The organism is Psychrobacter sp. AH5, from assembly GCF_040371085.1.
Taxonomy (GTDB): Bacteria; Pseudomonadota; Gammaproteobacteria; order Pseudomonadales; family Moraxellaceae; genus Psychrobacter.
Genome location: NZ_JAMBMT010000001.1, coordinates 1,481,743 through 1,496,067, shown reverse-complemented (window position 1 = coordinate 1,496,067; position 14,325 = coordinate 1,481,743). Strand labels below are relative to the sequence as shown.

General features: G+C 40.0%; 15 protein-coding genes, 1 tRNA gene and 1 pseudogene. 13 read left to right on the top strand and 4 right to left on the bottom strand.

Annotated features, from left to right (window positions below):
- Nucleotides 1-171: 171 nt before the first annotated feature.
- The 8 genes from M0N77_RS06295 (at nt 172) to ppiC (ending at nt 6,829) form a co-directional block, all read left to right on the top strand.
- The gene (locus M0N77_RS06295) at nt 172-720 is read left to right on the top strand and encodes a hypothetical protein (protein ID WP_353105585.1); all 549 of its coding nucleotides are present in this window, start codon (nt 172-174) and stop codon (nt 718-720) included.
- A gap of 391 nt (nt 721-1,111) precedes the next feature.
- Complete coding sequence (locus tag M0N77_RS06290) at nt 1,112-2,134, top strand: endonuclease/exonuclease/phosphatase family protein (protein WP_353104391.1); 1,023 nt, start codon at nt 1,112-1,114, stop codon at nt 2,132-2,134.
- Between the two features lie 214 nt (nt 2,135-2,348).
- Nucleotides 2,349-3,041, top strand: coding sequence for a TetR/AcrR family transcriptional regulator (locus tag M0N77_RS06285; protein ID WP_353104390.1), 693 nt, complete (start codon nt 2,349-2,351; stop codon nt 3,039-3,041).
- Between the two features lie 232 nt (nt 3,042-3,273).
- Nucleotides 3,274-3,687, top strand: a complete 414-nt coding sequence (arfB, locus tag M0N77_RS06280; RefSeq protein WP_353104389.1) for an alternative ribosome rescue aminoacyl-tRNA hydrolase ArfB — start codon at nt 3,274-3,276, stop codon at nt 3,685-3,687.
- 107 nt (nt 3,688-3,794) lie between these two features.
- Nucleotides 3,795-4,478 (top strand): cupin domain-containing protein, encoded by a 684-nt coding sequence (locus M0N77_RS06275; protein ID WP_353104388.1) that lies wholly within the window; start codon nt 3,795-3,797, stop codon nt 4,476-4,478.
- A 1-nt stretch (nt 4,479) separates the two neighbouring features.
- Nucleotides 4,480-5,142: a glutathione S-transferase gene (locus M0N77_RS06270; RefSeq protein ID WP_353104387.1), complete on the top strand. Its 663-nt coding sequence runs from the start codon at nt 4,480-4,482 to the stop codon at nt 5,140-5,142.
- A gap of 159 nt (nt 5,143-5,301) precedes the next feature.
- A complete protein-coding gene (locus M0N77_RS06265) occupies nt 5,302-6,015 on the top strand; it encodes a hypothetical protein (protein WP_353104386.1) in 714 nt (237 codons plus the stop codon).
- 535 nt (nt 6,016-6,550) lie between these two features.
- Nucleotides 6,551-6,829 (top strand): peptidylprolyl isomerase PpiC, encoded by a 279-nt coding sequence (ppiC, locus tag M0N77_RS06260; protein ID WP_353104385.1) that lies wholly within the window; start codon nt 6,551-6,553, stop codon nt 6,827-6,829.
- A gap of 120 nt (nt 6,830-6,949) precedes the next feature.
- Here ppiC and M0N77_RS06255 read toward each other — a convergent pair whose 3' ends face one another.
- From M0N77_RS06255 to M0N77_RS06245, 3 genes are all read right to left on the bottom strand, one after another.
- Nucleotides 6,950-7,561: a class I SAM-dependent methyltransferase gene (locus M0N77_RS06255; RefSeq protein WP_353104384.1), complete on the bottom strand. Its 612-nt coding sequence runs from the start codon at nt 7,559-7,561 to the stop codon at nt 6,950-6,952.
- 1 nt (nt 7,562) lies between these two features.
- A complete protein-coding gene (locus M0N77_RS06250) occupies nt 7,563-8,636 on the bottom strand; it encodes an HNH endonuclease (protein ID WP_353104383.1) in 1,074 nt (357 codons plus the stop codon).
- 264 nt (nt 8,637-8,900) lie between these two features.
- Nucleotides 8,901-8,975: transfer RNA gene (locus tag M0N77_RS06245), tRNA-Gly, on the bottom strand.
- 249 nt (nt 8,976-9,224) lie between these two features.
- Between M0N77_RS06245 and M0N77_RS06240 the strand changes: the two genes are divergently transcribed.
- From M0N77_RS06240 to M0N77_RS06230, 3 genes are all read left to right on the top strand, one after another.
- The gene (locus M0N77_RS06240; RefSeq protein ID WP_353104321.1) at nt 9,225-9,926 is read left to right on the top strand and encodes an IS1 family transposase; all 702 of its coding nucleotides are present in this window, start codon (nt 9,225-9,227) and stop codon (nt 9,924-9,926) included.
- A 153-nt stretch (nt 9,927-10,079) separates the two neighbouring features.
- Nucleotides 10,080-11,738: a thiamine pyrophosphate-binding protein gene (locus M0N77_RS06235; protein ID WP_353104382.1), complete on the top strand. Its 1,659-nt coding sequence runs from the start codon at nt 10,080-10,082 to the stop codon at nt 11,736-11,738.
- A 135-nt stretch (nt 11,739-11,873) separates the two neighbouring features.
- Nucleotides 11,874-12,149: a DUF4031 domain-containing protein gene (locus tag M0N77_RS06230; RefSeq protein WP_353104381.1), complete on the top strand. Its 276-nt coding sequence runs from the start codon at nt 11,874-11,876 to the stop codon at nt 12,147-12,149.
- Between the two features lie 61 nt (nt 12,150-12,210).
- Here M0N77_RS06230 and M0N77_RS06225 read toward each other — a convergent pair.
- A pseudogene (locus M0N77_RS06225) lies at nt 12,211-12,879 on the bottom strand (DsbA family protein).
- A 306-nt stretch (nt 12,880-13,185) separates the two neighbouring features.
- Between M0N77_RS06225 and M0N77_RS06220 the strand changes: the two are divergent.
- Together M0N77_RS06220 and M0N77_RS06215 are read left to right on the top strand one after the other, a co-directional pair.
- Nucleotides 13,186-13,722 (top strand): cytochrome b, encoded by a 537-nt coding sequence (locus M0N77_RS06220; RefSeq protein WP_353104380.1) that lies wholly within the window; start codon nt 13,186-13,188, stop codon nt 13,720-13,722.
- Nucleotides 13,723-13,876: 154 nt separating this feature from the next.
- Nucleotides 13,877-14,308, top strand: a complete 432-nt coding sequence (locus tag M0N77_RS06215; RefSeq protein WP_353104379.1) for a PACE efflux transporter — start codon at nt 13,877-13,879, stop codon at nt 14,306-14,308.
- Nucleotides 14,309-14,325: the final 17 nt, after the last annotated feature.

Genomic DNA, 14,325 nt, shown 5'->3' with positions numbered 1-14,325 from the left:
CATCCATTAAAGGAATTAATTATGAACCATGATAATCGCGATAATATAATAAATAACGAACCAAGAGTAGACGCGAATGGCAATGTTATTGATGCTGACGATCGCGTCATCACTAGTGACAATATGGAGATTGCTGATAAGCAGCGTATTATTGATGACAATGCTCGCCGTATGGCCGATCAAGAAGTGGTTGATAGAAGAGTAGTCACTAATGATCCTGATAATATTGACCGCAGTGAAGTCAAGCATATGTCAAAAGAGACCAAAGATGATCTTAACGCTGATATGATTACTGGTGAGCCAGGTTCGCATCCCGTAGGTACAGGGATTGGCGGAGTAGGCGGCGCAGCAGCAGGAGCGGCCATTGGCTCTATGGCAGGCCCGTTAGGTACGCTGATTGGCGGCGCTATTGGTGCAGTAGTAGGCGGCGGTGCTGGTCATGCTTCAGCCGAAGCCATTAATCCCACTCATGAAGAAGCTTATTGGCGTGCTGAACATGCCAATGCAAGCTACTATAGAGATGGCTATGATTTTGATCGTGATTTGCATCCAGCCTACGCTGTAGGATATGCTAATCGTGCTCGTTATCCTGCCGATGCTCGCTTTGAAGATCACGAAAATGACTTAAAGCGTTCTTGGGAAGAGGTAAAAGGTGAGTCGCGTATGCAGTGGGAAGAAGCGCGCTTAGCATCACGTGATGCATGGAATAGAGTTAGCTAATTTTAAGTTATTAAGCTATGTTTATTTAGCTACTAGTTATTTAGATAATAAAAATATCACTTATAACTATAGATTGTACTACTATTAAAAGGCTTCTAGAATTTATTCTAGAAGCCTTTTTTTAAGTAATACTTATTTAGTAAACAATAATTAGTACCGTTATAAATTAGTGCCATTCTAACTAAGTACAATAGATAATAACTGAGTACAATATAGATTTTATATTAGCAATGTTAGCAACATAATAGTTAGTATCGGTGTACAAGTGTTTAACATTGTCATAGCATGGTTATGCTATGTTAAGCCCTCAAAGATTAGGATTTATCGCTGCTTTAGGTACAACAACACAATATACTTCTTATAACTTTATAATAAAAACAATAGGTCTTTTATGAGCCAATATGACGGGGCTAACAAACACTTTTATATTGCTACTGCCAACTTACTTAATTTTGCCAATCCTAATCGTATTTATTATGACAATGCTCCTGCTTACTCTAATGAGGATTATGAGCATAAATTGCAGGGTATAAGTGATTTACTTGCCAAGTCCCATGCTGATATCATGGCAGTGCAAGAAGTTTGGGATAGTGAAGCGCTTGAATCTTTAGCTATCTCGCTGGGCTTTAAAGCCAGTGATGTGATTATTCCATTGGCTAGCAATGATAAAGCTAGTCCTTATACTCAAGGCAAAGGCGCTCAAGGAACTCCTGCTGTCGGTATTATCAGCCGCTTTGAAACGCTAGAGAGTACTTTATTAGAGAATGTCAAAAGCTCAGCGGTAATTGATATACCCGATATTGGTGCTTATCAAAAATTTCAACGTCCGCCGCTATTAGTTAGAGTAGATGCTTTTGGGCAGCCGATTACTATTATTACCGCTCATCTAAAAAGTAAACGAGCTTTTTTCTTACGAGATGAGAATGGCGATTTACTAGAGGATATGGATGATCCTAATATCCGGGTTCGTGCCAAGCTTCGCAGTTTGTGTATGCGAGCAAGCGAGGCCGCTTCGATTAGGATGGCTATTATTGAGCGTCTGCATCGTACTCGTGAGCCTTTGATATTGCTAGGAGATATGAATGATGTCACTGGTAGCGTGACTACTCAGTTGATGACAGAGACAGGCGAGGTAAATTATGATAAAAGTATGCGCGATGTGTCGTTATTTGACGCTGCTCGAGTTCAAGCTCGTTATGGTTGGATGAAAGATGTGGCTTATACCCATATTTATCAGGGTATGCCAGAGGTTATCGATCAATTATTTGTCTCAGAAGAATTTTTGCCTGAAAGTAAATTTGCACTAGGTCATGTTGAGAGAGTAGATTATTTTAATGATCATCTAAAATGGGACTTTGCCGACAGAGTCACTGATCATGGTATTATACGAGCGAAAATAAAACTTTACGGCTAGTGCCTTGTCGGATTAGTCAATACATTGTGGTTCTATCCCATATCTAGCCCTTGCTTGTGAAAAGACAAGTGTTTATGATGCGCTCTCATCGTATGGTAGCGATTATTATGATAATAATGCTTATCATTATACTACCAACTAAGCGCTTAATTCGGCGCTGATAAACGAATGAAAGCAAATTATAAAAAATAGGATTAATATTAAGAGGTCTGTAATGAGTGAACAAAAAGACGATAAAATCGAAGATGTGCTAGTGGATTCAGAGCTAGCAAAAAAACTGGTACCTAATAAATTTAAGTTTACCAGTCAACAAGGCCGTGCTCGCCGTCAAAAATTATTGATGGGTGCAAAAAAGCTTAGTGAAACAATGCCTATCAATGATATTACATTGGCGGCGGTCTGTGAAGAAGCGGGTATTCCACGAGCTTCTGCTTATCACTTTTTCCCTAATGTTGAAGCGATATTTTTGGCATTACGCTTTTTAAATGCCATTGATATTTTAGAGATATTAGCGACCGTTGAGACGGTAGATTATGATAGATGGCAGGGATATCTAACGGCGCTGATTGAGCGTTGTGTCAATATTTTTCATGATGATGAGACAAAAGCTAAGCTTATCTATGATACCAATACTCCTGATTTTGAAGGAGACAGCTTTGGTGAAGATATCGATCATCAGATCGTTGAATTGGTATATGAGCGCTTATCTGAGCGTTATGAGATGCCAGCTTTTGAGAGTATAAAAGAGATTTTATTAGTCACTTATAGCATCATTAACGCGATATTTACTTTATCTTATCGTCAACACGCTAGTATTACTGAGCATTATGTCCAAGAAGCAGGAACGGCGTCAATTGCTTATCTGCGCTGCTACTTACCAGAGAAACTACCGCGTAAAAACCGTTAGGTTATAGATATAAGCTGTCATTTAACAAAAAGCCGACCTGATGTCGGTTTTTTGGTTTTTACTGTTTAGTCTCACCACTATAGTACAGGGTTAAGACAAAACTAGTATGGTCGGATATTGTATTGTTATAAGCTGTCGCTATCATGATTATTATCTAATTATCAATAATATACATTAACCTCAAAACGATAACCAGTTAAAACTATGATGTTAAAATTGTGATGTTAAAACTATGATATTTATTACTAATGACATTTGCCTCCAAGACCATGAAGTAGACATTAGCGCCATACGAGCTCAAGGTGCTGGCGGTCAAAACGTCAACAAAGTCGCTTCTGCTATTCATCTGCGCTTTGATATAAGGGCGTCTAGTCTTAGCGAAACCCAAAAACAACGCTTATTGGCAAGTAAAGATAGCCGAATAACTAAAGAGGGAGTGTTTGTACTCAAGGCTCAGCAGTTTCGTACCCAAGAGCGCAATAAAATTGATGCTATTGAGCGCTTACAGAGCTTTATCAAACAAGCCAGCTACGTCAATAAAACTAGAAAAGCGACTAAGCCAAGCCGAAATGCCAAACGCAAACGGGTAGATGAAAAGACTCAGCGCGGTAGAACCAAAGCACTAAGAGGTAAGGTGGAGTATTGACTATTGATTAAGCTACTTAGATAAAACGGTTAATACAACAAGCGCCAAAATTCAACACTAAAAATTAAGCGCTAAACTTTAGAATAATTAAAAATTAGGACGACTTTATGCTGATCAATGCTGATTTTTCTCAACGGGTGTCACTACTACCAGAGCAGCAGCAGTGGATTGCCTCTCCGCAAAGCGGTGTCGAGCGGATAATGCTCGATCGTATTGGCGCAGAAAAAGCTCGGGCTACTAGTTTAGTACGCTATGCTCCTCATTCTCACTTTCCGCGTCATTATCATCCAGGCGGCGAGGAGATATTAGTATTGTCCGGGACCTTTTCAGCCGACGACACTGATTATCCAGCAGGCTGGTATTTACGTAATCCGCCCAAGTCAGGACATCAGCCTTATAGTGATGAGGGTGCGATTATCTTTGTTAAGCTGCGTCAAATGAGAGCTGATGAACAGCGTCATGTGACCATCGATACTAACGATAAGTCAAGCTGGCAAGTGAAAGACAATCGTGAGATTTGTCCTTTATTTACCGATAGTAGCGAACAGGTTATGCTGCAGCGCTTGAAAGCTAATGAGCCACTATTTACTGCACCTATTAGTGGTGGCGCTGAGATACTAGTCTTAGAAGGTGAGCTGATAGAAGAGCATCAGGTTTATAAGCGCAGAAGTTGGCTACGCCTGCCTATCGATGTAGCTCCTTTAATAAAAGCTGGCGAGCAAGGAGCTACGGTTTATCTTAAGATTAATCATTTATCCGCAATCATTGGTGCTGAAGTAGCAGGAGTATAATGTGCAAACCAATACCGTAACTTCTTCATTGCCTTGTTTATACTCGTTTCGTCGCTGTCCTTATGCTATGCGTGCTCGCCTTGGTTTATTGTTTGCCAACACAGAAGTGGAGCTACGCGAGATTATTTTAAAAAACAAGCCGCCAGAGATGTTAGCGATTAGTCCTAAAGGCACGGTACCAGTTTTGCAACTGCCTGATGGTACAGTTATTGAAGAGAGTCGTGAGATTATGAGGTGGGCGCTTGGGCACAACGATCCACAAAGGCTGCTTGATAAAAAGGTTTTAGAGCAAGCTGGTGTACTGATTGATAAAAATGACAATGAGTTCAAGCATTGGCTAGATCGCTACAAATACGCTGACCGCTACCCAGAGGGGACTCAGGCAGAGTATAAAGAGCAGGGCGAGATGTTTTTACAAGCTTTAGAGAGTCTGCTAACAAAAAATACTTACCTATTAGCAGAGAGGGTAAGTATTGCTGATATTGGCATTATGCCTTTTGTGCGTCAGTTCGCTCACGTCGATCGCGAGACTTTTTATAGCTTACCTTATCCAAATTTGCAGCGCTGGCTACAATATTGGCTAGAGCATCCGCTATTTGTACAAGCTATGACTAAGTATCCGCTTTGGCAAGAAGGAGATGAGGTCGTTGTTTTTGCAGGTTAGAGTGAGGTTTTATGTTCTAAATTCAAGCATTATTTGATTATTTATTAGCGACTATATAGCAGCATCAAAGATACCAATAGACAGGAGATTTATATCAAAGCCCACTTGCAGCAAACTGTTGATATAATACCTACCGTCATAACTTAAAGACAGAAAACTATGGAACAAAGAAGAGACGCTATAGAACAAAGACCGGTATTTATGCCAAGAGTCAACAGTGACAATCTGGTCAAAACGGATATGATTAGCATCGAGCGCCATGTAGGATTTGCCAGTCGCCAAAAGAAAAAAACCATCAATGATATGCATCAAGTTATTCGTAAAAAGTATGGATTCAATAATGTCTTAGAGCTATCTAGTAAATCAGGTAACAAGTTGAGCTTTTTGCTCAGTCCACTCAGCTTACAGTTAACAGATGAAGAGAGTGGCGGGCAATATAGCGTTGAAAACATCTTTCAAGCCAGTAAAGTTTTTGAGTACGGTGGTCCGTTTACTGATTTGTTAACCGCCGCGCCCAGACAAGCCAAAAAAGATGAGCGCTTAAAAACTTTAGGCGAGCTGATTGGCTATAATGACTTTGGTATGGAGTGGAATATAGCGCCTTTAACAATGTTTTATGATTGGCTGTATGTCAACGCGCTAAAGCAAAATGTGCATCTGCATGGAGAGGTTAAGCAGTATCAAGCTTTTACCGATATTGAGTTTAATCCAAAAAAATCTATCCACTGTGCCGCTTATTCGCTAGCTCTATTTGTAGCGCTTAATAAACGAAACTTGCTAGATAATGTCGAAGACCCCATTGCTTTTTATGATCTGTGCGATGGATTTAAAGTAAGTAACACTGAGCAGCTTTTGCAGAAAGGTTGGTTTTAAGTGTTGAATTAGCTGTTACTACTGAAAAATAACGTTGAATAGCTGTAAGTACTAATTATAAAGGCCTCGCTACTTATTAGGTAGCGAGGTTTTTTTTCTGACTTTAAAGTTAATTTTAATCTATCAAATTCAACTAAACTTAATCATTAATAATTAGAAAATGGTTAAGCATTGTCGGTTTTTACTGAACGATAGTCTATTTGTGCTCAAATAAAATATAAAGCACTGATTGATTTATGTTTTATACAGATCTTTAATGATCAGCAAAATAGCTTTATTACAAATAAAATAAAGCTCAGCAAAATTTAGTAAGAGCATATTAGTTTTATAATTCTAAAAGCTGTCATAGCTTAGTTAAGTGAGTAATAATTAGGGTTAATAATGAGTACGTGGATGTGGATGGCTGTTGCCAGACAAACATTAATCAACTTACCCAAAAGTTGGGAGGTAGATTGCTTTGCTCGCAGTCATCACCGGATTGCCGTAGTAATGATATAATGCCGCGATCATCAATACTTTATAAAAGGTTTATATTATGGCTCGCAGCGCTAGCGCATTACACATTTTGGTCAAAGACAAAGAGCTGGCGGAGGATATTATCGCTAAGCTCAAAAAAGGCGCTCAGTTCGACGTGTTGGCTAAGAAACATTCAACCTGTCCATCAGGTAAAAAAGGCGGCAGCTTAGGGGAGTTTAAAAAAGGCGCTATGGTGCCAGCTTTTGATAAAGTTTGTTTTAACAGTGAGCTCTTCACCCCGCATTTAGTCAAAACCAAATTTGGCTGGCATGTGGTTAAAGTGCTTTATAGAACGTAAGTATTAGAGTCTAAAGTGACATAAAGATTTGAGCTGTTGTTAATAAATGGGACACACAAGAAAGCCAGACCATTTAAGCGCTCTAACTTATTTATTGCTTAATGTGAGAACTTAAGTTAGTCATCGCTTAATTAGAATATTAAACCACGTTTTAGTTTTATCGATTCTTTGATCTTCGGTTAGCCAAATTGTATCGCTGAAATTATAATTGAGCTTTTGCTTAATGAATTGCCAGCGCCTTTCATTCATATCACAAAAAAAACGCCCATTATCGAAGCGCTCATGATTACCATGTTTAAAAGAGATATAAAAAACGCCACCCTTTTCTAGCATCGCTAATAGTGTGTTTATTAAAGTGGATAACTCAGTAAAAGGTACGTGTAATAACGACGCACACGCCCAAATCCCGCTGAACTTGTTTGGTCCATTCTTTTGCACTAAATCACTAAAAGTGCAGCTCTGCCAATCAATATCGCTATCATGATGACACTTCGCCCAATCAATCAGTTGTTGGCTACCATCAATAGCGGTCACCTGATAGCCTAAACTTGCAAAATATACCGCATCGCGACCAGAGCCGCAGCCTATATCTAAAATATGGGAGTCATCAGAATTTGATAAGTGATTAATAAAGGGCTGATACAACGTATGCATATCAACATCGAGAGTTTGCTTAATGAAGTCATGAGCATGTTTATTATAAAAATCTAGCGTATTGGAATGGGTATTCATATTAAAATAACTGACTGGCTTTTGGCATAGGCTGCCAAATGTGAAGTAAATGTTCTTTTGAAAATTTAAAAGACTTTTGCAAAAAATACTGCCGCGAGCGTTCATTTTTTCCTGTTTGCATTATCAACGTTTCACGTAGTGGATGATGACTATTAATCAGGTATTCATTACGCGTATGTAGACGTTGTAGTAATTGCGGGGCGGGTACTTGGGCAAATTTGCCGTTTTCGCCACGATTGCAATCGGTGCAAGACAATACTAAGTTCCAAACGCCATCGACATTCACCGGACGACAGCAACCCGCATTTGCTACTTGTGGTTTTAACGTATGCGGAAAAAAATGATCAACATCAGCAAGCATGGAGTGATAGGAGGCAATGCTGATAGGCGTAAAGCAATAAAAACAGCGACTTTTTTGATAGCCATTTAACGCCCCACGAGAGCATGTAATATCAGTACGTCTATGGTTAGTATCTTGGGTAAATAGCTGTTTCGTCGCGTTATCGTATTCAACACTTAATAGGTTTTTATTCATATTAAGCGCCCACGCTTTTTCAACCAAATTCCAGCGTGATTCTGTTTCTTGGTTGAGGTTATCAGCAGAATTGTCAAATACATAAAATAGCTTGAACAGGTTATCTGTTAACCGAATGCCTTTGTTATATTTGCGCTCATCTATAAAAAACTGCTCATCAATCACATCAAAAAATCGCTCATTCACCGCCTTGGTGTTGACCACATGAAACGCATCTAAAACATATTTAAAACCTTCTTTGGTAGTGATATGCATCAGCTCGTCTTGACCGATAGCTTGATTGTTAAAATCATAACAAGCATTGATAAACTTACCACTTTTAAAAGTGCTTTGTTTGGGGTTATGTTTTAAATGTTCACATAGGTGCATGGCGTAGGGTAAAGCTAAATCCTCTAAGCTGATCAAATCAGAGTCTTTCGCCAAACTAATATCAATTAGGCTTTTAGCAAGAGCAAACTTATAAGAGGCGGTATTTTTACCAAATAGGATAATGGCTCGCCAGTAGTTTTCTAACGTGGGCTCAACATCGATAAAGTTCATTATTTACTCAAATATGCTACGGTGATATACGTTTGTAATGAGCCGTTTATATTAATAGTACTTTACGCTAGATGTACTTTTATCTCATTTAACGTCATTTTGCAAGGGCACCAAATGGCTATTCGATAAGAACTGAATATCTTTATGAATTTTCTTTACCGTATTTGTTTAGAGTAAAGACATTGCTAAGAAAATAAGTATCTAATTTTAAACAAAAAAAAGCCTCACTGCTCATATAAAGAGAAGTGAGGCTTTTTAAGTATTTGGAGCGGGATAAGAGATTCGAACTCTCGACCCCAACCTTGGCAAGGTTATGCTCTACCACTGAGCTAATCCCGCTAATTATCAGTAGCTGAACTATAGTATTCAAGATATGAATTGATAATAGTATCGCCAGTTGATGACAGCACATTATACGCAGTTTTTTGATGCTGTCAATAGTTTGTGTCGAAGAAAATAAAATTTGGCAAAGTCGCTATGTTATCGAACCCTTATCTTGTGATATAACTTATTTGGTGGTGTATCAAAAAGTATGCTGGGGTAATAAAGGAAGGGTGACAGCCGAAGCAAGATGATATATTTGAGGTTATGAAGACACAAATACAGATCAATTGCCCCGACTGTCACAGTCTTAGTCTAAAGAAAAATGGCATAAAAAGCTATGGCAAGCAGAACTACCAATGTAAGGACTGCAAACGTCAGTTTATTGGCGATCATGCAGTAACCTATAACGGCTGTCACTCTAGAATAGAAGATCTCATACGACTGATGACTGTCCGAGGTTGTGGTGTTAGAGACATAGCCGTTATAGCCAAGGTTAGCATCGGAAAAGTGCTTAGCACCATAGGCTCATCCATTTACAAGATTGTACCTAAGAAGCACTATTATGAACGCTTAGAGGTTGATGAGTTCTGGACTTACGTGTATCGCAAGAAGCGTAAAGTCTGGCTCATCTACGCTTATGACCGTGCTACTAATGAGATTGTCGCTTATGTCTGGGGCAAACGTGACCTAAAAACGGCTAAGAAGTTAAGAATACGTTTAAAGCAGCTTACAGTCAGCTATGGCTCTATTAGTATGGACAACTGGGACAGTTTTATAACCGCCTTTAAAAGTGATAACAAACGAATTGGCAAACAGCATACGATAGGGATTGAAGGCAATAACTGCCGTCTTAGACACCGATTGCGTCGAGCGGTTAGAAAGACTTGTTGCTTCTCAAAAAAGCTTGATAATCACTTTAAAGTATTCGATCTGGTGTTCTTTTATGTCAATTATGGCTACGTCTGATGCCAGCATACTTTTTAGAACACCACCACTTATTTTTGTATTAAGTATTCCAAAGTATTTCTATAAAGCCTTTGACTAATAAGAGATACGAACATGACTTTATAACGACTTAGTCAGTCACCATACCTACATAAAATTATAAGGATAAACACTATGAGCCAAGCTTATACTATTGCTGACTATCTATTTGACCGTATCAGCGAGGCCGGTGCTACCGAAGTATTCGGAGTACCTGGCGACTATAATTTATCATTTCTTGATAACATTATAAAATCAGATAAACTGCGCTGGATCGGTAATACCAATGAGCTCAACGCTGGTTATGCTGCTGATGGCTATGCTCGTGAGCGTGGTTTTGCAGCTCTAGTGACGACCTTTGGCGTAGGGGAGCTGTCGGCTATTAATGCCACGGCGGGCTCCTTTGCTGAATATGTGCCAGTATTGCAAGTTGTGGGCACCCCAACGATTCAGCAGCAGCATGACAAGCGCCGTCTGCATCACTCCTTAGGAGATGGTACTTTTAATCATTTTATCAAAATGGTCGAGCCTGTCACTGTCGCCCGAGCGCAGATTACCGCTGAAAATGCCGCCTCTGAGATTGATCGGGTGATACGTATGGTACTCAAAAAGCATCGTCCCGGTTATTTGATGTTATCGCCTGATGTAGCAAAATTATCTATCTATCCGCCAACGACCAAGCTCAATGATAGCCAAGAGGATATCACTAGCCAAGCTGCACTTACTGCTTTTAAGCAACAGCTAAGCATGTTTTTGCCGAATAAGACTACGACGTTGTTAGCTGATTTGATGGTACATCGCTTAGGATTACAAAACGAGCTAAAAGCTTTAATTGCCGATACTCAGGTGCCTTATACTACCTTATCATGGGGCAAAACTTTGCTTGATGAACAAGGCGAGCGCTGGGCGGGTACTTATGCCGGCGATGCCTCACGTCCGGTGGTCAAAGATGCGGTTGAGAACTGCGAGTGTTTGATAAAAGTGGGCGTGCAGTTTACCGATACCACTACTGCAGGTTTTAGCCAAGATATTGATGATAAGAGAGTCGTTGACTTGCATTATGAACGGGCGAGCATCGGCGGACAGAACTTTGCTCCTATTGCGCTAAAAGAGTCGCTGCAAGCTTTGCATGAAGTCATGACTTCAGGGATTAAGATTATTCCCAAGCCATTTTGTGAGTCAGTAGCTAAGTTTGAGCAGCAAGGCGGTGATAATGAGGCTATTTTACAAAAGGATTTATGGCACATCATTGCAGAGCATTTACAAGCGGATAGTGTCGTTTTTGCGGATCAAGGAACCTCCTATTTTGGCATAAGCGATGTCAGATTACCGGATGGGGTGACTTGCTATGGACAGCCGATGTGGGGCTCGATAGGCTATACCTTGCCAGCAAGCTTAGGAGCAAGTTTAGCTTCTACAGATAAGCGCGGTGTGCTGCTGATCGGTGATGGTTCTGCACTGCTCACTATTCAAGAATTATCCATCATGATTCATCATCGCACCAATCCTATCATAGTGTTAATTAATAATAGCGGCTACACGGTTGAGCGCGCCATTCATGGGGAAAATGAGCGGTATAATGATATTCCTAACTGCGACTGGCAGCGGATGCCGCAAGTCTTTGGAGGTAATGAGGATAACTGTTTGTCTCTTAAAGTAGAGACGGCAGGCGAGCTTAAAGAAGCACTCAAAAAGGCTGTCGCGACCGACGATAAGTTGATTATGCTAGAGGTGATAACCGATAAGCATGATATACCACCGTTACTAGCTGAGGTGACGGCCGCCCTAAAATAAACGCTCAGCACCAAACCAAGCGGTTATTTAGTAATAGAAGCTGAATTGCCGCTTTTTAGAGCTATTTATTTTGAGAGTAATCTATAATCATAAAGACTACAGATGACAGCTGTCATTGATTAAGGAGTCATAACGATGGCCATTTATGTCGATTTTGTCAGTATCGAGTTTAGAGGCTACAAATGGTGTCATATGCTTGCCGATAATCTACAAGAGCTGCATGAGTTTGCCGCTCTAATAGAAGTAGATAAGCGTTTATTTCATCGTAACGCCAGTTATCCGCACTATGATATCACTGTGCAAATGCGAGAGACCGCGCTGTATCATGGCGCTATCAAAGCCACTAGAAAACAAATCATTAAGGCGGCCAAAAAGCTAAAAAGTGAGTTAAATCAAAGCGAATTAACCTAAGCTTAATTTAGTCAAAACAGCTGCAACTGAGCTTAAATGTAAATAAAAGAATTGTCTAAAACTATTTTGGCATATCCGCTAATTGCTTCAATATGCTAGTAAAATTTTCAACACCTTGAGCACCACTGACTAAATGCTGCTCATTAAAAACAATAGCGGGTACGCTTTGTACTCCCTGACGCTGCCAATGCTGCTCTATTTCACGAACCTCTTGAGCAAAGCGCTGATCTTGCAACACCGCTAATGCCTCGTCACGATCAAGCCCAGTCTCTGCCGCTATATCCGCTAATACTTCATTATCAAAGATATTACGGCCATCGGTAAAGTGCGCGGTAAACAAGGCTTGTTTTAGCTCATGCATTTGCCCTTGACTCTCAGCCCAGTGCAGTAGTTAATGCAAATTAAAGGTATTATGCATACGCATATCATCTGTAAAATTAAAGTCAAAGCCAACCTCAGCGCCTGCCTGAGTGATCCTAGCTCGGCTTTCATCTGACTGCTGAGCGGTTGAGCCGTACTTCTCCATGATATGCTCGCGCATGTTTTGCCCTTCGCTTGGCATATTAGGATTTAGCTCAAATGGATGCCAATGGATCTCATAATCGGTATTGGTTTGTCTTAACGCTTCATCTAACTGTTTGTAACCAACCACACACCACGGACAAACCACGTCTGAGACGATATCTATTCTAAGTGGCTGCTTTTTAGGACTGTCATTATTATTACTCATACTATCTCCTTGTTATTGTGAATTCACACTTTGCTCTGAACTTACTAAAGCTGAGGTCGTCCTCTTATAACTGTGAACGACAACAGTTATTTTCAATACTAACTGTTTTTATGGTTACAAGCGGTGAGGTTATCGTCGACTATTATTACTTAATGACTACTAAAGTGCGACTAAATGTGTGTAAGGGCAGTCTTTTGCTGATAGATTTGCTATCATTAGCGCCATTATGAGTAGCAGTTTCACAATAAGGCATCCATCCGTTAATAGCGGTGCCGCTAGCAATCGTTTCTATAGCAAAGGTGAATTATGAGTCAGCTTCAATCTACAATAACGACCATGAATAAATGGCCAGTGGTAAGCCGTGTTTTTCATTGGATTAGTGCGCTGCTATTAGTAGTGACTTGGGCGCTAATATTTCTTTATGATAATACGGATGATTCTTTTTATATCGCTCTTCATAAAGCCTTTGGTATAAGTTTGCTATTTTGGATGCTAGCTCGGGTCATTAGCCGCGTCTTTGTCAAAGCGCCGCCCGCAGCCCCCATGCCAAAATGGCAAGATATAATTGCCAAGTTCACCCATTTTGCGCTCTATGCATTACTGATTGCGATGCCGATAGCAGGGCTGCTAATGTCAGTCTATGGCGGCCGCGCTGTTGATATGTTTGGCTTGTTTGAGATTCCAGTGTTTGTGACCCCAGATCGTGGTTTGGCTCGTACCTTTAATGATTGGCACACCGATATTATTTGGCCACTGATTTTAGCCTTTACCGCCGCTCATATTTTGGCTGCGCTCTATCATCAATACATCAAAAAAGACAAGCTTATCAATCGTATTTTATAAATGCTAATAGAGTTATTCAAAAACAAGTCGTAATATTTATTTTTAAGATAAAGCTTTGTTTGATAACTATTTTTATATCAATAAACCTATTACGATGTACTCATAAGTCGGTAGCTCGTAGAGGCGATTTGTTCAGTATTTAGTTAGGATAGTAATGCGTAATAAGAAAGACCGTATCCGTCATACTCTAAGCTTTGAGATTATAGGCTTGCTCATATTTGCGCCATTGGCAAGTTTTGTCTTTGGTTTTGAGCTGCATACTATGGGAATTATGGCAGTAGTAGGCTCAATCATCGCTACCGTTTGGAACTATTATTATAATATTCTCTTCGATAATGCGATGATGAAATGGCGAGGTAGAGTCCAAAAGACGGTAGCCATTAGAGTTTTTCATGCAGTGTTATTTGAGGGTGGCTTACTGTTACTATTTATGCCAATCATAGCGATTTATCTAAGTATCAGCCTTTGGGAAGCGTTTAAGATGGATATCGCTATGGCGACTTTTTATCTAATATACGCTTTTGTATTTAATTGGGCTTACGATAAAGTATTTCCTATACCCAACACCGAGACTGTGCAAGCTTAGCTTGAGATGTGATTATT

Excerpts from the sequence above, each read along its gene's own strand:
- M0N77_RS06230 (WP_353104381.1), top strand. The coding sequence starts at position 11,874 with ATGGCCATTTATGTCGATTTTGTCAGTATCGAGTTTAGAGGCTACAAA.
- M0N77_RS06220 (WP_353104380.1), top strand. The coding sequence starts at position 13,186 with ATGAGTCAGCTTCAATCTACAATAACGACCATGAATAAATGGCCAGTG.
- M0N77_RS06285 (WP_353104390.1), top strand. The coding sequence starts at position 2,349 with ATGAGTGAACAAAAAGACGATAAAATCGAAGATGTGCTAGTGGATTCA.
- M0N77_RS06235 (WP_353104382.1), top strand. The coding sequence starts at position 10,080 with ATGAGCCAAGCTTATACTATTGCTGACTATCTATTTGACCGTATCAGC.
- M0N77_RS06215 (WP_353104379.1), top strand. The coding sequence starts at position 13,877 with ATGCGTAATAAGAAAGACCGTATCCGTCATACTCTAAGCTTTGAGATT.
- M0N77_RS06240 (WP_353104321.1), top strand. The coding sequence starts at position 9,225 with ATGAAGACACAAATACAGATCAATTGCCCCGACTGTCACAGTCTTAGT.
- M0N77_RS06295 (WP_353105585.1), top strand. The coding sequence starts at position 172 with ATGGCCGATCAAGAAGTGGTTGATAGAAGAGTAGTCACTAATGATCCT.
- M0N77_RS06290 (WP_353104391.1), top strand. The coding sequence starts at position 1,112 with ATGAGCCAATATGACGGGGCTAACAAACACTTTTATATTGCTACTGCC.
- M0N77_RS06275 (WP_353104388.1), top strand. The coding sequence starts at position 3,795 with ATGCTGATCAATGCTGATTTTTCTCAACGGGTGTCACTACTACCAGAG.
- M0N77_RS06255 (WP_353104384.1), bottom strand. The coding sequence starts at position 7,561 with ATGAATACCCATTCCAATACGCTAGATTTTTATAATAAACATGCTCAT.
- M0N77_RS06265 (WP_353104386.1), top strand. The coding sequence starts at position 5,302 with ATGGAACAAAGAAGAGACGCTATAGAACAAAGACCGGTATTTATGCCA.
- M0N77_RS06250 (WP_353104383.1), bottom strand. The coding sequence starts at position 8,636 with ATGAACTTTATCGATGTTGAGCCCACGTTAGAAAACTACTGGCGAGCC.
- arfB (WP_353104389.1), top strand. The coding sequence starts at position 3,274 with ATGATATTTATTACTAATGACATTTGCCTCCAAGACCATGAAGTAGAC.
- ppiC (WP_353104385.1), top strand. The coding sequence starts at position 6,551 with ATGGCTCGCAGCGCTAGCGCATTACACATTTTGGTCAAAGACAAAGAG.